The organism is Rhizobium viscosum (genome assembly GCF_014873945.1).
GTDB lineage: Bacteria > Pseudomonadota > Alphaproteobacteria > Rhizobiales > Rhizobiaceae > Rhizobium > Rhizobium viscosum.
In genome coordinates this window covers 2,417,384-2,440,260 of record NZ_JADBEC010000001.1, presented here as the reverse complement: position 1 = coordinate 2,440,260, position 22,877 = coordinate 2,417,384, and the positions used below count along the sequence as shown (strand labels likewise).

Here is a 22,877-nt window from a genome sequence, read left to right as displayed (position 1 = left end):
GTTACGGCAGATTGTCTTTCAGGAATATGTCGAGGCGAATGCGCTCCTGCGCATCGATGACCGAAAGCCCGTCCGCCTTTGCCTTGAGAACACGGATCGCGCTGCGCACCTCATGGCCGGCATCCTGATTGAGGATTGCGTCGATAGTGCCGTCGAGAAGGGCAGCGCGCGTATGGGCCGTCAATTCATGGGCAATCACCGTCAGCGCCCTGTCGACAGCCTTTTCCTTGAGCGCCCGGATCAGACCACGATTACCGGCACCGAGGCTGTAAATGCCGATGATGCCGTCGTTCTTCGCAAGCGCATCAGCAATCAGCATGTGGGCGACTTCAGGGTCGTCCCGCCCTTCGAGAACCGACAAAAGATGCAGCGCCGGAAACTCCTGAGCCATGACGGCTGCGAAGCCCTCCAGACGTTCACGATGATCGCGTACCAGCATGGAGCCGGCCAGAATGGCAATCTCGCCCTTGGCGCCGCCAAGGAAGCGCCCGAGCAGACGCGCAGCGGTGCGCCCTGCCGCAATATTGTCGACGCCGGCATAGTGGTGGCGCAGCGATCCTGTCAGATCGGAGACGAGCGTAACGACAGGAATGCCATCTTTCACCAACCGATCGACGGCGGCGCGCACATCGGGCGCATCGGTCGCGACAAGCGCGACACCGGAGGGCTTTTCGGCCGCAAGCATTTCCAGCTCACGCACCAAGGCCTGCGGATCGAAGGCAGGCACCTCGACGATGCGGATATCCGTACGCTCGGCGACCGAGCGCGCGATCGCCGCACGGATTTCGGCATTCAGGCCATGCATGAAGGAGTTGTCGCTGGCGGGCAGGATGAAGGTCAGCGGATAGACGCGGCCTTTGGCCAGGTTTGCAGCGGCCACGTCGCGCACATAGCCGAGATCGCGGATCGCGGTTTCGACCTTTTCCCGCGTCACATGGCGTACGCCCGGCCGCTGGTTCAGAACCCGGTCCACAGTCGCAAGACTGACGCCAGCCGCAGCGGCGATATCATGAACGGTTGGCCTCATCACTCCTCCTGAACGAGACCATTAGCGCCAAATTTGATGTACGTAAATCAAAAAAATGCGTGAGCTGGAAAACACCCTGTTGAAGGGAACGAAACCGCCTATGCAGAAAAACAAAAAGGCCCTCCGAAGAGGGCCTTTCTTGCAGTGACGGCCGGAGGTCAGTGGCCGCCACCGCCTCCCCCGCCGCCTTGCGGCGCGGGTTTCTTGATCATGAAGACGCCAAGGACCATCGCCAGGAAAAGCACAGTCAGCATCAGGAATATGTCGCTGAAGGAAAGGATCATTGCCTGCTTGGTCGCAAGGCCGACCATTTGCTTGACCGCGACGTTAGCGCCATCGAGGCCCCAATTGTTGAAATTGGCGGTCATATTGTTCATCTGGTCGATTGCGGCCGTATTGCCCCAATGAACGTTCTCGCGCAACCGCTCGTAATGCACATCCTGCCGGGTGGTGAGCACGGTGTTGATGACAGCAAGGCCAACGGCGCCGCCAAGGTTACGAGTCAGGTTGAAGAGACCCGAGGCGCCTCGGATACGCTGCGGCGACAGGGTGCCGAGCGCGATATTGTTGATCGGCACCATGCACATCATCAGGCCGAAGCCGCGCAGTATCTGCGGGATGAACAGCTCGTAGAAGTCCCAGTCCTGCGTCAGATGCGTCATGATATAGGTGCCTGCCGCAAAGCTGACGAAACCGATCGCCATCATGAAACGCAGGTCGAGCTTGGTCGACAGCCGGCCGGCGATCGGCGCGGTGAAGAACATTGCGAGGCCCGACACGAACATCGTCTCGCCGATCATCTGTGAATCGTAACCACGGATGCGGCCGAGATAAACAGGATAGATATAGGTAAGACCGTAGAGGCCGATGCCCATAACGAAGGAGAAAACCGAGCCAAAGGAGAAGTTTCGGTTCGAGAAGGCCGTCAAATCGACCACCGGGAACTCCACCGTAAAGGCCCGATAGAAGAAGACGACGCCGGCGACAACCGATGCGACGGCTCCCATGACGATATAGCTATCGTTGAACCAGTCGTTCGAATTGCCTTCTTCCAGCACATATTCCAGTGCGCCAAGGAAAACACCCATAGACAGCAGGCCGTACCAGTCGAACTTCTTGAAGAGCGACAGTTCCGGCTTGTCGAAATCGATGAAATTCCAAGTGACGATCGTGACGATGATACCGGGCACGATATTGACCAGGAACAGCCAGTGCCAGGAGAAGGCATGGCTCAGGTAACCGCCGACAGTCGGGCCTATGGTCGGCGCCAGCGTGGCGATGAGACCAATGATCGGCGAGACGATCGCACGCTTCGACGGCGGGAAGATCGTGAAGGCGGCCGCGAAGACCGAGGGGATCATGCCGCCGCCGATGAAGCCCTGAATGACACGGTAGACGATCATCTGGTCGATGTTCGTCGCCGTTGCGGCCAAGGCGCTCGCCATGGTGAAACCGGCAGCCGAGATTGCGAAGAGATACCGTGTCGAGATGATGCGCGCCAGCGTGCCCGACAGCGGGATCATGATGACTTCGGCGATCAGATAGGCCGTTTGCACCCAGCCGATTTCGTCCGTACCGGCAGATAGGCCTGCCTGGATTTCGGCGAGCGAAGCGGAGACGATCTGAATGTCGAGGATCGACATGAACATGCCGAGCACCATCGCGAAGAAAGCGATGAGCCTTTTGGGATCCATGCGATCGGCGGCATGCGCAGGTGCTGCCGGGATCGAACCTGCCGTTGCTGTCGCGCTCCCGGCCATGGGACTACCTCCGCCCTAGGGCTTACTTCACCGGTGCTGTGCGGGTGTCGACGTCGACGACAACGCTGAGACCGGCGCGCAGGCGACCGCTATCAAGCGCATCCTGCGGCAGGGCGATGCGAACCGGCACCCGCTGGATGATCTTGGTGAAGTTACCTGTCGCATTCTCCGGCGGCAGCATCGAGAAGACCGATCCAGAGGCAGGCGCGATGGATTCGACAGTGCCGACGACAGGATAGTCGCTGTAGGCATCGACATGGACGTTGACCTTCGAACCCGGAACCAGATGCTGGATCTGCGTTTCCTTGAAGTTGGCGTCGATATAGAGCTGGTGCGTCGGCACCAGCGCCATCAGCCGCTGACCGGGCGAAACGAGATCGCCTTCCTGAACCGAACGGTTGCCGACCACGCCGTCATAAGGTGCCTTCAGAATGGTGAAGGAGAGATCGCGGGCGGCCTTGTCGCGCTGGATTTCCATCGTGCGGACAGAGCCTTCCGCTTCCTTGCGCTGAGCCTCGAGGATCGTGATGTTGGCCTGCGCGAAAACGATGTTGGCATCGCCACCGGCAAGATTTGCCTTCGCCTGATCGAGAGCCGTATTCGCATCATCGAGATCTGCGGTGGTGCCGACCGACTTCGCCTGCAGATCGCTCTGACGCTTCTGCTTGATCTCCGCGCCGCGCACAGTGGCTTCGAGGGCAGTCTTCTGGGCCTGAGCCTGCACGAGGCTCGCCTTGGCGCCTTCGATCTGCGCGTCGATGCGGCTGAGCGACAGTTGCTCGGTTTCGATCTGGGCATTTGCCTGATCGAGGGCGTTCTGGTAGTCGCCTTTATCAAGGGTGGCGAGGACATCGCCTGCCTTGACTTCCTGGTTGGCGACAACATTCACCTTCGCGACATAGCCGGTGACCTTCGGCGAGATCGTCGCGATATCGCCCTCGATATAGGCATCGTCGGTCGACACCATGAAGCGGCCATTCGTCCACCAGTCGTAGCCATACCAGCCGGCGCCGGCGAGAAAAGCGAGCACGATGACGGGCAGCACGAAGCTGCGGCGCTTCTTCGGGGCAGACGGAGCCGGTGCGACAGCAGGCGCAGACTGCGCGGGAGCCGTCTGCGGTGCCTCGGCCTTCGGAGCTTCGGCGGGAGCTGCAGCTTCCGCTTTCACCTCTTCGGCGCCGGCATTTTCGCTGACGATGCGCGCGACATTGCTTTTCTGGTTTGTCGACATATACAGGCTACCGATCTGGAGTAAAATAATCGAACTGAACGGTTCGGTTCAGTTGACATAAAGGGTTTTTGACTTCATATCAAGATGCATAGAACCAATCGGTTCGATTTCTTTAAAAGAAAACACGAATTCGCCAAGACGGTTAAGGAGACATGACACTGAAGCCCGAGGATACCGCCGTATTGAGCCCACCCAATCCGGGAGGCCGCTTTGCTGCGGGCGAGGATCCGGCCAAGCGCCAGCAGATCCTCGACGGCGCCCGGCGCGTGTTCCTGAAAATGGGCTTCGATGCGGCCAGCATGAATGATGTGACCCGCGAGGCCGGCGTTTCCAAGGGAACGCTCTATGTCTACTTCGCCAACAAGGAAGAACTCTTCCATGCGATGGTCGAGACCGAGCGCGCTGCCTTCGTCGCGGCCATACGCATGGTCCTTGCCGAACATGATGATATCGAAGCCGGCCTGTACGAATTCGGGATGGCCTTCGTCACTCATATGACGGAGGACAAGGTCATTGACGCGATGCGCACCGTGCTCGGCGTGCGCGACCGGATGCCGCTTCTCTGTCAGCGGTTCTTCAAGGGGCCGCAGAACCTGCGCACCATCATGCACGACTTCCTGGAGAAGCATGTTCAGGCCGGCACATTGAAGATTGACGATATCGATCTCGCCGCCGGCCAGTTCCTCGACCTCGCAAGCGGCAGCTTCTTCAAGCTGCGTCTCTTCGGCAACATGGAAGGCCCGCCGCCGCGCAACGAGATCGAACGCGTCATCCGCGGCGCGATCCATGTCTTCATGGCTGCCTACGGCGTGCGCAAGCACGACCCCGCCTGATCCCCATCCCGACCCCGATTGGTTTTCTGCCGGATTTGCGCAATAGCGATCAAATCCGGCCGCTGCATTTCCTCTAGGAATGAAGTGGCAACCAAGGGAGAAGAGATGAGTGCCATCGGACGGGCGATATGGTTCATCGAGAGCCATTTCGAAACCGATATAAGCCTTGATGAGATCGCCGAAGCCGCCGGATTGTCGCGCTACCATCTTTCGCGCGTCTTTGGTCTGGTGACCGGCCATTCGATCAGCGGCTATATCCGCGCGCGGCGTTTGAGCGGCGCCGCGCTGTCTCTCATCTCAGGCTCATCCAGCATTCTCGAGGTTGCCCTCGGCGCAGGCTACGGCTCGCACGAGGCTTTCACCCGTGCCTTCCGCGACCAGTTCGGCATGACACCGGAAGCGGTGCGACAACAGGGGCACATTCGCAATCTCGCTTTGATGGAGCCTATAAGGATGAAAACCGCAAACCTTACCGATCTCGAACCACCGCGTTTCGAAACCCTGCCGCCGATGCTTTTTGCCGGCCTTCAGGAAACCTATGCCTATGGCGGCAATGCCGCAATCCCCTCGCTCTGGCAGAAGTTCAATCAGCATTTCGGCCATATCCCCAACCAGAAGGGCAATGTCGCCTACGGGATCTGTACCCATATCGACGGTGAGGCCGAGAGATTCCGCTATATGGCGGCGGCCGAAGTGTCCGACGCCGACGATCTGCCGGATGACTTTGCGACACTGAAGCTACCGGCCCAGCGCTACGCCGTCTTCTGCCACCGCGGTCATGTTTCCGGCATACCGGCCACGATGGACCTGATCTTCGGCAACTGGTGGCCGACTTCCGGCCTCGAACATGGCAGCATGCCCGACATGTTCGAACGCTACGATGACCGCTTCGATCCATATACGGGGATGGGTGTGACGGAAATCTGGCTGCCGATCAAGGAATAAAAGCCTGATCATTTTCGTATACCCCCTTGCGGTGCTTGCCCGACAGGGCCGCATCGATACATTGTCCGCGCCTACTGTGACGCAAGAGGGAAATACGCCGATGCAGGATATCATGACGCTCATTCAGGACCCGGCTGCCTGGGTGGCGCTTGTCACGCTCGTGGTGATGGAAGTGGTTCTCGGGATCGACAACCTCATCTTCATCTCCATCCTCACCAACAAGCTGCCGCCTGAGCATCGAGAAAGGGCCCGCAAGACCGGTATCGCCCTTGCCCTTATCATGCGTCTCGCCCTCCTTGGCACCGTCGCCTGGATCGTCCAGCTCACCGAACCTCTCTTCGAGCTTTTCGGTCACGGCTTCTCCTGGAAGGACCTGATTCTGATTGCCGGCGGCCTCTTCCTCGTCTGGAAGGCTACCAAGGAAATTCACCACAATGTCGATCCGGAGGATCATCAGGAGAATTTCATTGCAGGCGCGACTGGCACGAGCTTTGCCTCGGCGATCGGCCAGATCCTGCTGCTCGACCTCGTCTTCTCGGTGGACAGCATCATCACCGCCGTCGGCATGACCCCGCATCTGCCGATCATGATCATCGCCGTCATCGCCGCCGTCACGGTCATGCTCGTCGCAGCAACACCGCTCGCCAACTTCATCGAGCGTAACCCGACGATCGTCATGCTGGCGCTCGCCTTCCTGCTGATGATCGGCACGACGCTGATCGCCGACGGCATGGGCTTCCACGTGCCGAAGGGCTACGTCTACGCCGCCATGGCCTTCTCGGCCCTCGTCGAGATGCTGAATATGCTGGCGAGGAACGCGCGCCGGCGAAAGCGTGAAGGCGGCCACTAAGGCCGTCAGTCCGTCTGCGGCTCAACCGTTACCTCCGCCTTGCTCGGCAAGGCGGAGGTCTGTGCATCGGCAGCCTCACCTCGAGGAACAGACCATCCGAAGCCATCGCCGGGAGCCGGAAGAGGCTCACTGGAAGCGGTTTTTCTTGACGCGCCCTTTTGAATATGGCCTAAGCGCAACCATCAGGATAATCGGCGGATTATGCGGGCAGACGCCCTCCTCCGGCCGATTTCCGATAGATATCTGCATTCTCCAGGCCGGACGTCGCTTTCATTGAAAAGCCGCTCGGCTTTCATTGACGGGCACATAAAATGACAGCTTCCGGCGTCCGCGTCCGCATCGCTCCCTCGCCGACTGGCGAGCCGCATGTCGGCACCGCTTACATCGCTCTCTTCAACTATCTCTTTGCCAAGAAGCACGGCGGCGAGTTCATCCTGCGCATCGAAGATACCGATGCGACACGATCGACCCCGGAATTCGAGACCAAGGTGCTGGATGCGCTGAAATGGTGTGGGCTGGAATGGAAGGAAGGCCCCGATATCGGCGGCCCCTATGGCCCCTATCGCCAGTCCGACCGCAAGGACATGTACCAGCCCTACGCCCAGGAACTGCTGGACAAGGGCCATGCCTTCCGCTGTTTCTGCACGCCCGAGCGGCTTGAGCAGATGCGCGAGAGCCAGCGCGCCGCCGGCAAGCCGCCGAAATACGATGGTCTTTGCCTGACGCTTAAGGCCGAGGAAGTCACCTCGCGCATGGCAGCCGGCGAAACCACCGTCATCCGCATGAAAATCCCGACCGAGGGCTCGTGCGACTTCACCGACGGCGTCTATGGCGACGTGTCGATCCCGTGGGATTCCGTCGACATGCAGGTCCTGATCAAGGCTGACGGCATGCCGACCTATCATATGGCCAACGTCATCGACGACCATCTGATGAAGATCACCCATGTCGCGCGCGGCGAAGAGTGGCTGGCATCCGTGCCGAAGCACATTCTGCTCTATCGCTATTTCGGCTGGGACCAGCCGGTGTTCATGCATCTGTCGCTGATGCGAAATGCAGACAAGTCGAAGCTGTCGAAGCGCAAGAACCCGACCTCCATCTCCTATTATTCCGCGCTCGGCTATATCCCCGAAGCGCTGATGAATTTCCTCGGCCTGTTCTTCATCCAGATCTCCGAAGGCGAAGAACTGCTGACGATGGACGAACTCTCTGAAAAGTTCGACCCGGAAAACCTTTCCAAGGCCGGCGCGATCTTTGACATCCAGAAACTCGACTGGCTGAACGGCCGCTGGATCCGCGAAAAGCTGTCGGAAGAGGACTTCCGCGCCCGCGTGCTGACATGGGCGATGGAAAACGATCGCCTTATGGCGGGCTTGCGCCTGTCGCAGACGCGCATTTCCAAGCTCGGCGAACTGCCCGATCTCGCAGGCTTCCTGCTGAAGTCCGATCTCGGCCTGCAGCCGTCCGATTTCGCCAAGATCAAGTCGCCGCCGGAAGAGATCCTCGAGATCCTCAACACCGTTCAGCCGGATCTCGAAAAGATCATGGAATGGAATGTCGAGACGATCGAAGCCGAATTGCGTGCCATCGCCGACCGCATGGGCAAGAAACTGAAGGTCGTAGTAGCCCCGCTCTTCGTTGCCGTCTCCGGCTCGTCGCGCTCGCTGCCGCTCTTCGATTCCATGGCGATCCTCGGCCGTTCGGTCGTGCGCCAGCGCCTGAAGCTCGCCTCGCAGGCGGTCGCCGCCCTCGTCGGCTCGAAGTAAGAACTGTCAGAGGAATTCGACAATGGCTGACAACAAGACCGAAAGCGCCCTTTCCTCCGACGCAACGGAAGTGCGCGCCCAGAAGCTGAAGCTGCTGCGCGAGCAGATCGGCGACGTCTATCCGGCGCATTTCCACCGCACGATGACCAATGCCGAACTGGCCGCGAAATACGAGGGCCTGGAACCCGACGTCGAGACACAGGATGTCGTGACCGTTGCCGGCCGTGTCTACTCGTCGCGCAACTCCGGCATGTTCATGGACATCCATGACGCCGGCGGCAAGATCCAGATTTTCAGCCACAAGGACACGACCCCGGAAGAAGCGCGCGCGCTCCTGCCGATGATCGATATCGGCGACATTATCGGTGTGACCGGCATCGTGCGCCGCACCAAGCGCGGTGAACTGACGATCAATGCCCAGAAGATCGAGATGCTCACCAAGTCGCTGCTGCCGATGCCCGAAAAGTGGCACGGCCTCTCCGATATCGAGCTGCGCTACCGCAAGCGCCATCTCGATATCATGACCAACGAGGAATCGAAGCTCCGCTTCCAGCAGCGCTCGAAGATCCTCTCCGGCATCCGTCGCTTCATGGAAAATGACGGCTTCATGGAAGTCGAAACGCCGATGCTGCATTCGGTCTACGGCGGCGCAACCGCCGAGCCGTTCAAGACGCATCACAACACGCTGAAGCTCGACATGTACCTGCGCATCGCGCCGGAACTGTTCCTGAAGCGCACGCTGGTCTCCGGCCTGACCGACAAGGTGTTCGAGATCAACCGCAACTTCCGCAACGAAGGCGTCTCCACTCGGCACAATCCGGAATTCACGATGATGGAGTGCTACTGGGCTTATGCCGATTACGAGGACATCATGGACCTCGTCGAGCGGCTGTTCGAGAGCCTGGCGCTCTCGATCCACGGCACGACCGAATTCCCCTTCGGCGACAAGACCATGTCGTTCAAGGGACCGTTCAAGCGCGTTCCGATGCCTGACGCAGTCAAGGAAGTGACCGGCATCGACTTCCTGGCAATCAAAACCGACGAGGAAGCTCGCGCCGCCGCCAAGGCTGCCGGCTTCGAAGTGGAGAAGGACTGGACCTGGGGGGAATGCCTCGCCTTCATCTTCGAAGAGAAGGTCGAGCAGACGCTGATCCAGCCCTCGCACGTTACCCACTTCCCGAAGGATATATCCCCCTTCGCCAAGGAAGTGCCGGGCGAGCCGCGCCTCGTCGAACGTTTCGAGACCTATTGCAACGCCTGGGAACTCGGCAACGCCTTCTCCGAACTCAACGATCCGGAAGAGCAGCGCCGCCGTATGGTCGAGCAGCTCGAACAGGCCCATGCCCGCGGCGAAAAGGAAAAGCAGCTCGACGAGGAATTCCTCGATGCGATCGACCAGGGCATGCCGCCCGCCGGCGGTCTCGGCATCGGCGTCGACCGCCTGATCATGCTGCTCACCAACGCACCGTCGATCCGCGACGTGATCCTCTTCCCGGCCCGCCGTAATAAGGCCGACTAAGAAACAGATTGTTTTGAATAAAAAACGGAGCGCCCGAAAGGACGCTCCGTTTTGCGATGCCTCATTGATAGAGAAAACTATCAGGCCGGTGGCCTGATAGTTTTCGGAACTAGTGCCCGCTCTTGGCCGGCGGTACGTCTGCGGGGGCTTCTCCCGGAGCAGCTGCATCCTTGGCAGCCTGTTCTTGAGCAGAAGGTTCCTCGGCTTCCTTCGGCTCTGTGCTACCAGCCGGCTTCTTGCTCTCTTTCTTGGTGGAGGCAACGGCAACAGGATCGATGCAATCGGCTGGATCCCTGAGGCTCGCATTCAGCGCTGCGATCCGATCGTCCGGCAATTCGATGCGCTCGCCGTAGAAGAGGCCCTGCTCACTCGCCGTGCCGTCATAATAACGGGCCGTATAGGGCTTGTCGTCGAGCCCTTCGACCATCTTGTCGGGATGCGGAATATAGACCACATCGGCACCGATCGCCCGGCCACGAATATCCGAGCGCAGGGTCGGACCATTCTCGTCGAGGACGACGACCTGCACGAGGTCGGGCTTCTGCGCCTCATAAACGGCCTGGGCGACACGCAACGCCGTCTTGATGCGCGTCATGCCGTCGACAGGTTCAGTCTTGATATATTTGCGGACCCAGACGTGATCCTGCTTCTTGATCGTCACCAGATTGACGTCGGTGCAGGCCACGCCATTGGCGGCTTCCTCGTCACCAAGCAGCCTGTCTTTACCGACATAGACCGCAGCACCGCCGGAAACGCCCGCTAACAGGGCGCTACCACCGATGATCAAAGCCAATTTCCGGGAAGGCCGGAATATGCGCAGTAAGGCCTTCACGCCAACTGCTCCGCCATCTGAAAACTCCAACGCAATACAAGTGACTGTTAAGCTAGGGAAATGACGTTTCTGAATCTTTAAGTGGGCCGCCCGACTTTGTCTCGAATTGAATAAATACCAAAAAAGGTCCAGCCGTTCCCAAGCTTGCCAGATCGCTCAAGCACATGCTCTAAATTGCCATGGCCTTCACGCTTCGCCAGATTCAATATTTCGTCGCCGTTGCCGAACAGGGCTCGGTCACGCGCGCCGCTCAGAACCTGTCGATCTCCCAATCCTCGATAACGGAGGCGCTGAAGGAACTCGAAAACGACCTTGGCGTCGTATTGTTCGAGCGTCATCCACGCGGGCTCTCGATCACCCACAACGGCCACCAGTTCCTGCGTCACGCCACGAAAATCCTGGCAACCGTCTCCGACGCCCGCACCAGCTTTTCCGGCCAGGAAAACATACCCTCCGGCACGCTCAATATCGGCGTCACCTCGCTCGTTGCAGGCTATGTGCTCTCGGACCTGCTGGCCCGCTATCGCCGCGCCTGCCCAGGTGTGGAGGTCAGCGCCATCGAGGACAATGGCAGTTACCTCGAACACCTGCTGATTGGCGGCGAGCTGGATGTCGCCGTCATGGTGATTTCAAATCTGCGTGATCGCATGGCCCTGCAGGCCGAAATCCTGGAAACCTCCCCCTATCGCCTCTGGCTGCCGATGGGACATCCGCTGGTTTCTGCGGATATCATTTCCATCGCCGATATCGCCCGCGAGCCTCTGATCATGCTGACGGTGGATGAAATCGAGGAGAATACCGGCAAACTGCTGACCGCACTCGGCGCCCGCCCGCATGTCGCCTTCCGCACCCGCTCTGTCGAAGCCGTGCGCAGCCTGGTTGCGACCGGCGCCGGCGTCGCGCTGCTGCCCGACCTCGTTTACCGTCCCTGGTCGCTGGAAGGCGACCGTATCGAAAGCCGCGATGTCTCCGGCGCCCTTCCTGTCGTGCAGGTCGGCATGGTCTGGCGCAAGGGCTCCAGCCTACCGCAGGCGGCACGCGATTTCGTGGCTATCGCCGAGAACATGCGATCGGGACGATCCCGCTAGATATCGGAATTTCCGATATCGCCTTTCTGATAAATGAATTTGCGAAACCGGCCTTTCCGCGTCACCTTTTCTTCCGGGAACAAAACGCCGCAAAAGCGGCACCGAACCGGGAGACAGACGATGAAGCATCTTCTGAAATCGTGCACTGCTGCGCTCGCAAGTCTGAGCTTCGCGACGCAGGTTGTCGCTGCCGAACCGCTGAAGGAATTGGGCAAGGGGGAAGGCGCCGTCAGTATCGTCGCCTGGGCCGGTTATATCGAGCGCGGTGAAACCGACAAGAATTACGACTGGGTCACCGACTTCGAGAAGGAAACCGGCTGCAAGGTTTCCGTAAAGACCGCCGCCACCTCGGATGAAATGGTCGCCCTGATGAACGAAGGTGGCTTCGACCTCGTCACCGCCTCGGGTGACGCGTCGCTGCGTCTCGTTGCCGGCAAGCGTGTCCAGCCGATCAACACCGACCTCATCCCGAGCTTCAAGACTGTCGACGAGCGCCTGCAGAATGCGCCCTGGAATACGGTGAACGGCGTCCACTACGGGGTCCCCTATCTCTGGGGACCGAACGTGCTGATGTATAATACCGATACCTTCAAGGATAAGGCGCCGACGAGTTGGAACATCGTCTTCGACGAACAGAACCTTCCTGATGGTAAGTCCAACAAGGGCCGAGTGCAGGCCTATGACGGCCCGATCTACATCGCCGATGCTGCTCTGTATCTCATGGCGCACAAGCCCGATCTCGGCATCAAGGATCCCTATGAGCTCAACGAGGACCAGTACAAGGCCGCTCTCGACCTGCTGCGCGGCCAGCGCAAGATCGTCTCGCGCTACTGGCACGATGCGATGATCCAGGTCGACGACTTCAAGAACGAAGGTGTCGTCGCCTCCGGTTCCTGGCCGTTCCAGGTCAATCTGCTGCAGGCCGACAAGCAGAAGATCGCCTCCACCTTCCCCGAGGAAGGCGTCACCGGCTGGGCCGACACGACCATGCTGCATACTGACAGCGAACATCCGAACTGCGCCTATATGTGGATGGAACATTCCCTCAAGGCCAAAGTCCAGGGTGATGCCGCCGCCTGGTTCGGCGCCGTGCCCTCCGTTCCGGCCGCCTGCAAGGGCAATGAACTGCTGACCGACGCCGGCTGCAACACCAACGGCTACGATCACTTCGACAAGATCAAGTTCTGGAAGACGCCGGTCGCCAAATGCGCCAGCGAGAGCGAATGCGTGCCCTATCATCGCTGGGTATCGGATTATATCGGCGTGATCGGCGGGCGGTAACGCCAGGCTAATCCACGCAACTGCCTTCCCAGCCCCTCCAATAGCGGAGGGCCGGAGTGGCACCGCCGCATTCCTGCTGAAACGCCGAAAGGTCTGAGAGTGGGCGCCGCAGGTTAAGCCCCTCCCCCTTGTGGGGAGGGGTTTGGGGCGGGGTCTTTTTTGAAGATCAAAGCCTCTCTCAGATAATACAGTTCCGGAGCCCCCATGACGTCCGCTGTCCGTTTCCAGAAGGTTTCTCGCCATTTCGGCGCGGTGCGCGCTGTCGATGGCGTCGATCTCGAAATTGTACCCGGCGAGTTCTTCGCCATGCTCGGCCCGTCCGGTTCCGGCAAGACCACCTGCCTGCGGCTGGTTGCGGGCTTCGAACAGCCGACATCGGGACATATCGAAATCTTCGGCGAAACAGCCGAAGGTGTTCCGCCCTATCGCCGCAACGTCAACACCGTCTTTCAGGATTACGCGCTCTTCCCGCATCTCGATATCCTCGACAACGTGGCCTACGGACTGATGGTCAAGGGCGTCGGCAAGGCGGAGCGGATCAAAGAGGCTGAAAAGACGCTGGAACTGGTAAAACTGCCGGGCTATGGCAGCCGCCGCCCCGGGCAGCTTTCCGGCGGCCAGCGGCAGCGCGTGGCGCTCGCCCGTGCACTCGTCAACAAGCCCCGAGTGCTCCTGCTCGATGAACCCCTAGGTGCTCTGGACCTGAAGCTGCGCGAGCAGATGCAGGAAGAGCTGAAGAGCCTGCAGCGCGCGCTCGGCATCACCTTCATCTTCGTCACCCACGATCAGGGTGAAGCGCTCTCGATGGCCGACCGCGTTGCGGTCTTCAACAACGGGAGCATCGTCCAGCAGGGTACGCCGCAGGATATCTACCGCCGTCCGAAGACCCGCTTCGTCGCCGATTTCGTCGGCTCGTCCAATGTCATTTCCCCTGACGTCATGACGGCCCTTGGCGGCGAGAAGCGCTGGGCGAGCCTGCGTCCCGAGGCAATTCACCTCGCCACCGATGGCGTCGAAGCCAGGGTCGAGAATGCCAGTTTCCTCGGCGCGGCGACCCGGCTTACCGTCGATATCAGGGGATCGCGCCTGCATGTCATGCTGCCGGCCGGCAGCAACATCCCCGATATCGGCACCGCCATCCGCCTCGTGTGGCAGCAGGGCGACGTGCATTACATGGATGATGCGGCATGACGGCTCTGGCGATGATCAAGGCGGAAACCTCGATCCTGCCGCGCCGCGGCGGTTTCTTCGGCCGCCTGTCGGATAGCTTCTGGCGTCACCCGAAACTGCTTCTGTTCCTGATGCTGACCCCGCCGCTGCTCTGGCTCGGCATCATCTATATCGGCTCGCTGATCGCGCTTCTGCTGCAGAGTTTTTTCTCGATCGATGACTTCTCGGGGATGGTGAACCACGAATTCACCCTCGATACCTATGCCCAGCTCCTGAGCCCCGGCAATTTCGACATCATCGTCAGAAGCGTCCTGATGGCGGCGCTGGTGACGGTGGCCTCCGCGGTCATCGCCTTCCCGATTGCCTACTACGCCGCCCGCTATGCGCAAGGAAAATGGAAGGCCCTGTTTTACCTTGGTGTCATGCTGCCGCTCTGGTCGAGCTATCTCGTCAAGATCTATGCCTGGAAGCTGATCCTCGCCAAGGAAGGCATCCTCACCTGGCTCTTCGACAAGCTCCATCTTTCCTGGCTTCTCGACGGTGTCCTCGCTTTGCCTGTTGTCGGCGGCAATTCGCTCTCCGTCAGCTATCTCGGCACTTTCATCGTCTTCGTCTATATCTGGCTGCCCTATATGATACTGCCGACGCAGGCAGCGCTTGAACGCGTGCCCGGCAACCTCATCGAAGCGTCCGCCGACCTCGGCGCCACGCCGCGCCAGACATTCCGCACCGTGCTTTTCCCGCTGGCGCTGCCCGGCATCGTCGCCGGTTCGATCTTCACCTTCTCGCTGACCCTGGGTGACTACATCATCCCGCAGATCATCGGCTCCTCACGCCTGTTCATCGGCCAGGCTGTCTATACCCAGCAGGGAACGGCCGGCAACGTGCCGCTTGCCGCCGCATTCTCCGTCGTGCCGATCGTCATCATGGCGATCTATCTCTGGCTCGCCAAACGCATGGGAGCCTTCGATGCGCTCTGACCGCGGACAGAAATCACCCCTCGTCCTGAAGATCGCCGCGGCCGGCGGCCTGCTCTTCCTGCATCTGCCGATTCTGCTGATCTTTGTCTACGCCTTCACGACGGAGGAGAAGAGCTATCAATGGCCGCCGCCCGGCTTGACGCTGCAATGGTTCAGCATCGCCTGGAACCGGCCGGATGTCTGGTCGGCACTTGGCCTCTCCCTGCAGGTTGCCTGTATCGCAACCGTGATTGCACTGATCCTCGGCACGCTTTGCGCTGCCGCCGTCAGCCAGACGAAATTCTTCGGCCGGGAAGCGATCTCGCTGCTCGTCATTCTGCCGATCGCGCTTCCCGGCATCATCACCGGCATTGCACTTCGCTCCGCCTTCAGCCTGTTCGACATTCCCTTCTCGGTCTGGACGATCGTGCTCGGTCACGCCACCTTCTGCGTCGTTGTCGTCTACAATAACGCCGTCGCCCGCTTCCGGCGCACGTCAGGCTCCCTGATCGAAGCCTCGATGGATCTCGGCGCCGACGGTTTCCAGACATTCCGCCATGTCATCCTGCCGAATATCGGTACAGCGCTTCTCGCCGGCGGCATGCTCGCCTTCGCCCTGTCCTTCGACGAGGTCATCGTCACGACCTTCACCGGCGGGCAGCAATCCACCCTGCCGATCTGGATGCTCGAAGAACTGATCCGCCCGCGCCAGCGCCCGGTCACCAACGTGGTCGCGATGGTCGTCGTGCTCGTCACCTTCCTGCCGATCCTGGCGGCCTATTACCTCACACGCGACGGCGATCAGATCGCCGGCGCCGGCAAATAATCCGGAGTGAATGCGGAGCCCCCTCCGCATCCCACTCGATCAACCACAGGGGAGACACCCATGGACACGCAAATGCTGATCGGTTCCCGCTTCGAGACCGGCACAGAAACAGAAGAGCACATCCTGAACCCGAAAACGGGCGAGACCGTGCTGAACCTACCCGAAGCCTCGCTCGGCCAGATCGATGCCGCCGTGGATGCGGCGGAGAAGGCCTTTGTCGCCTGGTCGCAGACGACGCCATCCGAACGCTCCGCCTATCTGTTGAAAATCGCCGATGCCATAGAAAAGGACGCACAGGGCTTTGCGACGCTCGAAGCGCTGAACTGCGGCAAACCGATCAATGCCGTGCTGAATGATGAAATCCCGGCCATTGTCGATTGCTACCGCTTCTTTGCCGGCGCGGTGCGCAACCTGCATGGACCGGTCGCCGGCGAATATCTTCCCGGACACACCTCGATGATCCGCCGTGACCCGATCGGCATTGTCGGCTCGATTGCACCGTGGAACTATCCATTGATGATGATGGCATGGAAGCTGGCGCCCGCCATCGCCGGCGGCAATACCGTCGTCTTCAAGCCGTCCGAACAGACGCCGCTGACCGCGCTCAAGATGGCAAAGCTGCTTTCCGATATTCTCCCTGAGGGTGTGGTCAATGTCATCCTCGGGCGCGGCGAGAGCGTCGGCAACACGCTGATCAACCATCCGAAAATCAATATGGTGTCGATCACCGGCGACATCGCGACCGGCAAAAAGGTGCTGCAGGCAGCTGCCAAGACCGTCAAGCGCACCCATCTGGAACTTGGCGGCAAGGCGCCGGTCATTGTCTTCGATGATGCCGATATCGATGCCGTCGTCGCCGGCATCCGCACCTTCGGTTACTACAATGCAGGTCAGGACTGCACCGCCGCCTGCCGCATCTATGCCGATGCGAAGGTCTATGACAATTTCGTCGCCGACCTGACCTCAGCCGTCTCCAGCATTCGCTTTAACCAGGCCGACGACACGCAAAACGAAATCGGCCCGCTGATTTCAAAGCGCCAGCGCGATCGTGTCGAAAGCTTCGTCACCCGCGCCTCCGAACACAGGCACATGGAAATCACGACCGGCGGCAAGGCCTCGGGTGACAAGGGCTTCTTCTTCGCGCCGACAGTCGTTGTAGGTGCCACGCAGGAAGATGAAATCGTCCGCCGCGAAGTTTTCGGTCCCGTCGTCTCTGTTACCCGCTTCACCGATGTCGACGATGCGGTGATCTGGGCAAACGACAGCGATTACGGCCTCGCTTCCTCCGTCTGGACCAAGGATGTCAGCCGCGGCATGAAGACCGCAGCTCGCTTGCAATATGGCTGCACCTGGATCAACACACATTTCATGCTGGTCAACGAGATGCCGCATGGTGGCCTGAAGCAATCAGGCTACGGCAAGGACCTGTCTGCCTATGCCCTGGAAGATTATACGGCTGTCCGCCATGTGATGATCAATCACGGATAGTTGAACAAAGACTCATGGAACTTCTTCAAAAGTCACTGCTGCCATCAGTGACTTTTGTCACCTTGTCACAATACAACTGCAGATACTATTTCTGAACGTGGAATTGCCGTTTCGCTATATATGGCAACCCGCGATAAACATGATTCTTTATTGGATCAAGGAAATCGGTCAGGCATTACTTATCCATGGCGACCCGCATCGACATCTCCGAGCTCGAAACGGCCCTGGACGGATTGCTGGAATCCGCTCTGGTGCCGGCAAGCTGGGAGCGCACGCTGGAGCGGATCAGTCGCGCTACGGGTTCCGTCGGAACACATATCATGCCGGTGCGGGGCAAATTCCCCGCCGGCTTCCTGACCACCCCGAACCTGCTGGAGGCCTTCCAGGTCTATTTTGACGAGGAATGGTACAAGCGCGACTTCCGCGAACGCGGCTTGGCGGTTGCGATGGCCAAGGGGGTCATCATCGAACACGACATTGCCGGCGAGGAAGAATTCAAGCACGAGAGCTTCTACACAGAGTTCCTGGCCCGCTTCCGCTTCCGCTACTCCGCCATGGTGGGCTTCACCTCCGGTGATACGATGCTGAGCCTCAACCTGCAGCGCCGGATTCAAGACCAGCCTTTCGATCGCGATGACGAGCGCGTGCTCGTAAAGATGCAGTCGAAACTGACCGCCGCAGCCGAAATCATCCGCGCGCTGCATATCGCCAAGATCGACAGCATGAGCGAGGCATTTGAGCTTGCCGGCACTGCCGTGGTCTTCTTCGACCGTTTTGGCCGCATCACCCGGCTGAACCAGCGGGCGGAGACGCTGCTCGATGACAGCATCCGGATTGTCGATCGGGAGCTCGTTGCTTTCAGCCAGGAAGAGACCGGGCTCCTGCGCCGCCATCTGCAGGCGATCCTTTCGAAAGAGCCTTTCACCAATCCGGCCGTCTCCACGCCGGTTCTGTTTTCCCGCCCGGGAAAGGCGCCGCTGATAATCCGTGGCCAGCGGCTGAACGGAGTACCTGCCGAACTCTTCTCGCATTCCGCCGCCGTCGCCATCATCACGGATCTCTCCGAACGCGCGGCGCCGAGCCGCGATCTGCTGCGCCGGCTCTTTTCGCTCACTCCACAGGAAACGACGGTAGCGCGCCTTCTGATGGATGGTTCGTCACCGCGCCAGATCGCCGAAATATCCGGCCTGACCTATGAGACGACGCGCGGTTACGTGAAGAAGGTTCTCGCCAAGACTGGCACGCAGCGCCAGTCCCAGCTTATCTCGCTGCTCTCGAGCCTGAAAATCTAGGCTTGATCATTAAGCCAGACCATAAAGCGCAAGCGGCTCAATGCTGCTTTCCCATATCATGTCGAGTGCCACGTAGACGATGATGGCAGGGTCGATCCGGCGATCCAACGCAGTGCGCTTCTAAGGAGCAGCGTTCATATAATGATTTGGAACAAAATCAGCTTTGGCGCGTCTTTCTCCGGCAACCACGGAAGGAAGATATCCATGTTGAAATGGGCTCTGATATTTCTGGTAATTTCGATCGTCGCCGGCTTTTTCGGCTTCTCCGGCATCTCCGCAGCGACCGCGACGATCGCCCGCGTACTTTTCGGTATTTTCCTCGTCATCTTCCTGGTCTTCCTCATCCTGGCCTTGATGGCAGGACAGGCCATCTTCTGACGAATGGTGTGGCGGCAGTGCTTGCGCCTCCCGTCGCTAGAGCACCGCCTTGAGCCAGGGATGCACCTCCTTCACCCGTCGCTTCACGAGATTGTCGATCGATATTGATCCTGCGCCCCTCACCGCCAAAACGAACATGCCACCGGCAATTGCGAGATCCTTCTCGAAATGCAGTAGCTCGTTCTGGCTCGCGAAGTTGGTGTGGAACAGAAAGGCCGTGGCGAGGCAGAATAGCCCGAGTGCGACCGCGCCGAGCCGGCCGAGCAAGCCGACCGCAACGGAAAGACCAGCGCCGATCTGCAGGGCGACAACGCCGAATGTCACGATCGCCGGCAAACCAAGCTTCGCAAAGGCGTCAAGAGCGGCGGTCATGTCGGCAGCGAGTGTTGCGCCTTCGTGTAGGAAAATCAGGGATAGCAGCAGCCTGCCCAGAAGAAGAATGAGATCGGCGAGCCGAACCCCGCCCGAAGCATTTTCCATCGTATCCTCCTCTTTGAAAGGAAGCAGGCGGTGAACCCGCCTGCCTTGCCGTTTCTATCTCGATTACTTGCCTGCTTTCGCAGCGATGGCATCTCGAAGGTCTTCAAGCTCCTCGCAGCCTGACGGGCAAAGCTGTCTCAGCACGGACACCTGCTCCTCAGCCTTCGCCATGTCGCCGGTCTCGATATAGAGCTCGCCGAGATATTCACGCGCCGCCTTGTGACCAGGCTGAAGCTCCAGCGCCTTGGTGTAATAGGTCAACGACGTCAGGTAGTCGCCGGTCTTGCGCAGCGTCAAGCCCATCAGATTATACACGTCTGCCTGCTGATCATCTTCAGCAAGATCGCGGAGCTCGGCGAGTGCGCCGGCATAGTCCTTGGCGTCGATCTTGGCACGCACCGAAGTAAGGTCCGGTGCGTCGGTCGATTCCATATTGTCGACGGCAAAAGCCGGTAGCGCACTGATCGCCGGAGGACCGGCGGATGCAGCGACGGCGTTGACGATAAGCTCGGCATTCGGGAAGACCGCCGATCGGCACCGTCATGTCGCGTCTTGCCCGAGCACGGCGCGAATTCGGCAGTGGAGCTTCGTGCCCGCGCTGGCGGTCCTGGCGGCAAGCGGTTTCTGTTCATCAACACCCCGTCGCAAACCCTCATCCTGCAGGATGAGATCATGGCGAGCCATGTCAGGTCGATGATGGTCGACCATCTGACTGACGTTCTGACCTCGGACCAGCATACGGTGAAGCCGTGGTTCAACGGCAAGATCGATTTCTCACCACCGGTCAGCAATCTCGCCAAGGACGGCTTCCCGCTGGTCGGCGGCCGTGTCGATTATATCGGCGGCCGCGCCGTCGCCGCTCTCGTGTACAGACGCCATGGCCACATCATCAACCTGTTCATTTGGCCTGCGGCTTCGGGTGCCCAATCGACAACGGAACACGACGGCTACAACATGGTGCAATGGTCGGATGGCGGACTGACGTTCTGGGCGATTTCGGATGTCGCTTCGAGTGACCTTGCGGAGTTCGAGGGCTTCTTCCGGTCTGCGGCAAGGCTCTAAAGCAGGCTTGCGCCGACATTGATCGCAAGTGCAAGAATGGTGGTGTTGAACAGGAACGACAGCAGCGCATGCAGCAGGGTGAATTTGCGCATCGTCGTCGAGGTCACTGCCACATCGGCCGTCTGTGCCGCCACACCGATTGTAAAAGAGAAATAGAGAAAGTCCCAATATGCGGGCTCCTCGATTCCATCAGGGAATTTAAGCCCTTCACACTTATCCGAACCGCCATAGAAATAATGGGCATAATGGATCGTGAAAAGCGTGTGCAGGAAAAACCAGGAGATCAGGATAGTCAGGATCGCCGCAGCCGCGCGCCACAGCGCGACATCTGCCGGTGCATCCTTGATCGAATGAAGCTCGATGCCGATTCCGGCAATGCTGGCGAGAGCCGCTGCAATTGATAGGAAGAGCAGGAAAGTATCGGAAAAATCGAGATCTTCCGACCGCTTCCTGATGCTTTCAACGGTCGCCCGAAGCATCTTGCGCCAGCTCAGTCCGATGAAGAAGATCGCCGAGGCATTCCAGCCGAACAGGATGTTGCTGGCACTGACCTCCCGCGAGGTCAGCAGCAGAAAGACGATGAGACCGCCGAGCACCGAAAGGAAGAAGCTTGCATGCTTGTAGACAAGCGAGACCAGCGAATTCCCGTCATCCTCGTCAGCCACGGCTTTTCCTCCAGCCTCTATGCCCTTGATATCAACATGAAAAAAGCGCGGATGCCAGCGGCACCCGCGCCTTTCATCAAAGTACGGCTTGTGCGGCCTCAGGCAGCAGCGAGCTGCAGCTCCTTGCGGACCTGGCTGCGCAACGTGCCGAGATCCTTTGCGAATGCACGGATGCCTTCTGCGAGCTTTTCCGTCGCCATCGCGTCTTCGTTCATCATCCAGCGGAAGGTCTTCTCGTCGACCGAAACTTTCGGGGCCGGCTTGATCGTTTCCGGCGACAGCTTGCGCTCGAGCTTGCCCTGGTCGTTGGACAGCTCGTCGAGCAGGTTCGGAGCGATGGTCAGGCGATCGCAACCGGCCAGCGCTTCGATTTCGCCGGTATTGCGGAAGGAAGCGCCCATGACGACGGTCTTGATGCCGTTGGCCTTGTAGTAGTTGTAGATGTCGCGAACGGACAGAACGCCCGGATCTTCTTCGGCAGTGAAATCCTTGCCGGTCGACTTCTTGTACCAGTCGAGGATGCGGCCGACGAAGGGCGAGATCAGGAACACGCCGGCGTCAGCGCAGGCGATTGCCTGAGCCTTCGAGAACAGCAGCGTCAGATTGCAATCGATGCCTTCCTTCTGCAGGACTTCCGCTGCGCGAATGCCTTCCCAGGTGGAAGCGAGCTTGATGAGGATGCGATCCTTCTCGATGCCGCGCTCCTTGTAGGCTGCGATGATGCTGCGTGCCTTTTTGAGCGAAGCTTCGGTATCAAAGGAGAGGTCAGCATCGACTTCGGTCGAAACGCGGCCGGGAACGAGCTTTACGAGGGCAGCACCTACGGAGATGGCAAGGCGATCGGCAACGGCTGCCGCCGCAGCATCGGCGTCACCGCCAAGCTTCTTGCCCCAGGCGATCGCTTCCTTCATGTCGTCGGCAAACATCTCCGTGCCAAGGGCCTTGAGAACGATGGAAGGGTTGGTCGTGCAATCAACCGGCTTCAGGCGAGCGACAGCCTGGATATCGCCGGTGTCGGCGACGACGGTTGTGATCTCGCGGAGTTGGTCAAGCTTGGATGTCATGGTCAAATTCCTTTGTGAACTTGGGCTGCGGACCGGCGCGAGTTCCGCCCGGCAAAGAGGTGATCTAAGGACAGATGCTTTGCATGCTGCAGGCGAAAAGACGCGCGTCCGTCACGGATGATTCATAAACGTGAGAGACATTGGCGATGTTCCCAGGGGCATCGTTCCCAAAGCCGGAGAACGACAAGCGCATCACAAGCGCTGTCGCCTGCGACTGATAGGCCGGTCGAGACTTTCCGCATGCCCGCACATTGCCCTCCTCGGACGGACAAGAACGATGTTGTCGACCATGACTATCGCCGCTCCAGCAACGAAAAGTCAAGGACATTTGTGCATTTCAATTGACATAAGTGTCACACCC

Annotated in this window: 21 protein-coding genes and 1 pseudogene; 14 read left to right on the top strand and 8 right to left on the bottom strand. The window is 59.5% G+C overall.

Annotated elements, in window-relative coordinates; translation table 11 throughout:
- Window position 1: 1 nt before the first annotated feature.
- The 3 genes from H4W29_RS12030 to H4W29_RS12020 form a co-directional block, all read right to left on the bottom strand.
- Complete coding sequence (locus H4W29_RS12030) at window positions 2-1,027, bottom strand: LacI family DNA-binding transcriptional regulator (protein WP_192729108.1); 1,026 nt, start codon at window positions 1,025-1,027, stop codon at window positions 2-4.
- Between the two features lie 158 nt (window positions 1,028-1,185).
- Window positions 1,186-2,787, bottom strand: coding sequence for a DHA2 family efflux MFS transporter permease subunit (locus H4W29_RS12025; RefSeq protein WP_192729107.1), 1,602 nt, complete (start codon window positions 2,785-2,787; stop codon window positions 1,186-1,188).
- Window positions 2,788-2,809: 22 nt separating this feature from the next.
- A complete protein-coding gene (locus H4W29_RS12020; RefSeq protein WP_192729106.1) occupies window positions 2,810-4,018 on the bottom strand; it encodes an HlyD family secretion protein in 1,209 nt (402 codons plus the stop codon).
- 152 nt (window positions 4,019-4,170) lie between these two features.
- On the opposite strand from H4W29_RS12020, the gene H4W29_RS12015 reads away from it, so the two are divergent.
- The 5 genes from H4W29_RS12015 to lysS all read left to right on the top strand — a co-directional run bounded on the left by H4W29_RS12015 (window position 4,171) and on the right by lysS (window position 9,931).
- Window positions 4,171-4,851 carry a TetR/AcrR family transcriptional regulator gene (locus H4W29_RS12015; RefSeq protein ID WP_192729105.1) on the top strand — a complete coding sequence of 227 codons (681 nt, stop codon included), beginning with the start codon at window positions 4,171-4,173 and terminating at the stop codon, window positions 4,849-4,851.
- A gap of 105 nt (window positions 4,852-4,956) precedes the next feature.
- Complete coding sequence (locus H4W29_RS12010; protein WP_192729104.1) at window positions 4,957-5,796, top strand: AraC family transcriptional regulator; 840 nt, start codon at window positions 4,957-4,959, stop codon at window positions 5,794-5,796.
- A 100-nt stretch (window positions 5,797-5,896) separates the two neighbouring features.
- Entirely contained in the window at window positions 5,897-6,646 is a 750-nt protein-coding gene (locus H4W29_RS12005; protein ID WP_192729103.1) for a TerC family protein, read from the top strand.
- A gap of 311 nt (window positions 6,647-6,957) precedes the next feature.
- A complete protein-coding gene (gene gltX, locus H4W29_RS12000) occupies window positions 6,958-8,412 on the top strand; it encodes a glutamate--tRNA ligase (RefSeq protein ID WP_192729102.1) in 1,455 nt (484 codons plus the stop codon).
- Between the two features lie 22 nt (window positions 8,413-8,434).
- Window positions 8,435-9,931 (top strand): lysine--tRNA ligase, encoded by a 1,497-nt coding sequence (gene lysS, locus H4W29_RS11995; RefSeq protein WP_192729101.1) that lies wholly within the window; start codon window positions 8,435-8,437, stop codon window positions 9,929-9,931.
- A gap of 109 nt (window positions 9,932-10,040) precedes the next feature.
- Here the strand turns inward: lysS and H4W29_RS11990 are convergent, their stop codons facing one another.
- Window positions 10,041-10,763 carry a hypothetical protein gene (locus H4W29_RS11990; RefSeq protein ID WP_192729100.1) on the bottom strand — a complete coding sequence of 241 codons (723 nt, stop codon included), beginning with the start codon at window positions 10,761-10,763 and terminating at the stop codon, window positions 10,041-10,043.
- Window positions 10,764-10,942: 179 nt separating this feature from the next.
- Here H4W29_RS11990 and H4W29_RS11985 point away from each other — a divergent pair, with 179 nt between their 5' ends.
- The 8 genes from H4W29_RS11985 (at window position 10,943) to H4W29_RS11950 (ending at window position 19,245) form a co-directional block, all read left to right on the top strand.
- Window positions 10,943-11,851: a LysR family transcriptional regulator gene (locus H4W29_RS11985; RefSeq protein WP_192729099.1), complete on the top strand. Its 909-nt coding sequence runs from the start codon at window positions 10,943-10,945 to the stop codon at window positions 11,849-11,851.
- Window positions 11,852-11,971: 120 nt separating this feature from the next.
- The gene (locus tag H4W29_RS11980; protein WP_192729098.1) at window positions 11,972-13,132 is read left to right on the top strand and encodes an ABC transporter substrate-binding protein; all 1,161 of its coding nucleotides are present in this window, start codon (window positions 11,972-11,974) and stop codon (window positions 13,130-13,132) included.
- Between the two features lie 204 nt (window positions 13,133-13,336).
- Window positions 13,337-14,323, top strand: a complete 987-nt coding sequence (locus H4W29_RS11975) for an ABC transporter ATP-binding protein (RefSeq protein ID WP_192729097.1) — start codon at window positions 13,337-13,339, stop codon at window positions 14,321-14,323.
- Window positions 14,320-15,282, top strand: a complete 963-nt coding sequence (locus H4W29_RS11970; RefSeq protein WP_192729096.1) for an ABC transporter permease — start codon at window positions 14,320-14,322, stop codon at window positions 15,280-15,282. Before H4W29_RS11975 ends, H4W29_RS11970 begins: the two co-directional genes overlap by 4 nt.
- Complete coding sequence (locus tag H4W29_RS11965) at window positions 15,272-16,087, top strand: ABC transporter permease (RefSeq protein ID WP_192729095.1); 816 nt, start codon at window positions 15,272-15,274, stop codon at window positions 16,085-16,087. The genes H4W29_RS11970 and H4W29_RS11965 overlap by 11 nt, the downstream gene beginning before the upstream one ends.
- Before the next feature lie 60 nt (window positions 16,088-16,147).
- Window positions 16,148-17,575, top strand: a complete 1,428-nt coding sequence (locus H4W29_RS11960; RefSeq protein WP_192729094.1) for a gamma-aminobutyraldehyde dehydrogenase — start codon at window positions 16,148-16,150, stop codon at window positions 17,573-17,575.
- A gap of 185 nt (window positions 17,576-17,760) precedes the next feature.
- Window positions 17,761-18,867 (top strand): helix-turn-helix transcriptional regulator, encoded by a 1,107-nt coding sequence (locus H4W29_RS11955; protein WP_192729093.1) that lies wholly within the window; start codon window positions 17,761-17,763, stop codon window positions 18,865-18,867.
- A 204-nt stretch (window positions 18,868-19,071) separates the two neighbouring features.
- A complete protein-coding gene (locus H4W29_RS11950) occupies window positions 19,072-19,245 on the top strand; it encodes a DUF1328 domain-containing protein (RefSeq protein ID WP_192729092.1) in 174 nt (57 codons plus the stop codon).
- A gap of 36 nt (window positions 19,246-19,281) precedes the next feature.
- On the opposite strand, the gene H4W29_RS11945 is transcribed toward H4W29_RS11950, so the two are convergent.
- Entirely contained in the window at window positions 19,282-19,725 is a 444-nt protein-coding gene (locus tag H4W29_RS11945; protein ID WP_192729091.1) for a DoxX family protein, read from the bottom strand.
- 63 nt (window positions 19,726-19,788) lie between these two features.
- The gene (locus tag H4W29_RS11940) at window positions 19,789-20,229 is read right to left on the bottom strand and encodes a tetratricopeptide repeat protein (protein WP_192730721.1); all 441 of its coding nucleotides are present in this window, start codon (window positions 20,227-20,229) and stop codon (window positions 19,789-19,791) included.
- Between the two features lie 67 nt (window positions 20,230-20,296).
- Between H4W29_RS11940 and H4W29_RS11935 the strand changes: the two are divergent.
- Window positions 20,297-20,787 (top strand): annotated as a pseudogene (locus H4W29_RS11935) (anti-sigma factor family protein); the annotation flags it as partial.
- Here H4W29_RS11935 and H4W29_RS11930 read toward each other — a convergent pair.
- Together H4W29_RS11930 and tal are read right to left on the bottom strand one after the other, a co-directional pair.
- Window positions 20,784-21,452 carry a DUF1345 domain-containing protein gene (locus tag H4W29_RS11930; RefSeq protein ID WP_192729090.1) on the bottom strand — a complete coding sequence of 223 codons (669 nt, stop codon included), beginning with the start codon at window positions 21,450-21,452 and terminating at the stop codon, window positions 20,784-20,786. The pseudogene H4W29_RS11935 and the gene H4W29_RS11930 overlap by 4 nt on opposite strands.
- A 98-nt stretch (window positions 21,453-21,550) precedes the next feature.
- Window positions 21,551-22,516, bottom strand: a complete 966-nt coding sequence (gene tal / locus H4W29_RS11925) for a transaldolase (protein WP_192729089.1) — start codon at window positions 22,514-22,516, stop codon at window positions 21,551-21,553.
- Window positions 22,517-22,877: the final 361 nt, after the last annotated feature.

Bases quoted from the DNA above. Each gene is read 5' to 3' on its own strand.
- H4W29_RS11950 (WP_192729092.1), top strand. From the start codon at position 19,072: ATGTTGAAATGGGCTCTGATATTTCTGGTAATTTCGATCGTCGCCGGC.
- H4W29_RS12015 (WP_192729105.1), top strand. From the start codon at position 4,171: ATGACACTGAAGCCCGAGGATACCGCCGTATTGAGCCCACCCAATCCG.
- H4W29_RS11975 (WP_192729097.1), top strand. From the start codon at position 13,337: ATGACGTCCGCTGTCCGTTTCCAGAAGGTTTCTCGCCATTTCGGCGCG.
- tal (WP_192729089.1), bottom strand. From the start codon at position 22,516: ATGACATCCAAGCTTGACCAACTCCGCGAGATCACAACCGTCGTCGCC.
- H4W29_RS11965 (WP_192729095.1), top strand. From the start codon at position 15,272: ATGCGCTCTGACCGCGGACAGAAATCACCCCTCGTCCTGAAGATCGCC.
- H4W29_RS12030 (WP_192729108.1), bottom strand. From the start codon at position 1,027: ATGAGGCCAACCGTTCATGATATCGCCGCTGCGGCTGGCGTCAGTCTT.
- H4W29_RS11945 (WP_192729091.1), bottom strand. From the start codon at position 19,725: ATGGAAAATGCTTCGGGCGGGGTTCGGCTCGCCGATCTCATTCTTCTT.
- lysS (WP_192729101.1), top strand. From the start codon at position 8,435: ATGGCTGACAACAAGACCGAAAGCGCCCTTTCCTCCGACGCAACGGAA.
- H4W29_RS12005 (WP_192729103.1), top strand. From the start codon at position 5,897: ATGCAGGATATCATGACGCTCATTCAGGACCCGGCTGCCTGGGTGGCG.
- H4W29_RS12010 (WP_192729104.1), top strand. From the start codon at position 4,957: ATGAGTGCCATCGGACGGGCGATATGGTTCATCGAGAGCCATTTCGAA.
- H4W29_RS12020 (WP_192729106.1), bottom strand. From the start codon at position 4,018: ATGTCGACAAACCAGAAAAGCAATGTCGCGCGCATCGTCAGCGAAAAT.
- H4W29_RS12025 (WP_192729107.1), bottom strand. From the start codon at position 2,787: ATGGCCGGGAGCGCGACAGCAACGGCAGGTTCGATCCCGGCAGCACCT.
- H4W29_RS11980 (WP_192729098.1), top strand. From the start codon at position 11,972: ATGAAGCATCTTCTGAAATCGTGCACTGCTGCGCTCGCAAGTCTGAGC.
- H4W29_RS11960 (WP_192729094.1), top strand. From the start codon at position 16,148: ATGGACACGCAAATGCTGATCGGTTCCCGCTTCGAGACCGGCACAGAA.
- H4W29_RS11970 (WP_192729096.1), top strand. From the start codon at position 14,320: ATGACGGCTCTGGCGATGATCAAGGCGGAAACCTCGATCCTGCCGCGC.
- gltX (WP_192729102.1), top strand. From the start codon at position 6,958: ATGACAGCTTCCGGCGTCCGCGTCCGCATCGCTCCCTCGCCGACTGGC.
- H4W29_RS11955 (WP_192729093.1), top strand. From the start codon at position 17,761: ATGGCGACCCGCATCGACATCTCCGAGCTCGAAACGGCCCTGGACGGA.
- H4W29_RS11985 (WP_192729099.1), top strand. From the start codon at position 10,943: ATGGCCTTCACGCTTCGCCAGATTCAATATTTCGTCGCCGTTGCCGAA.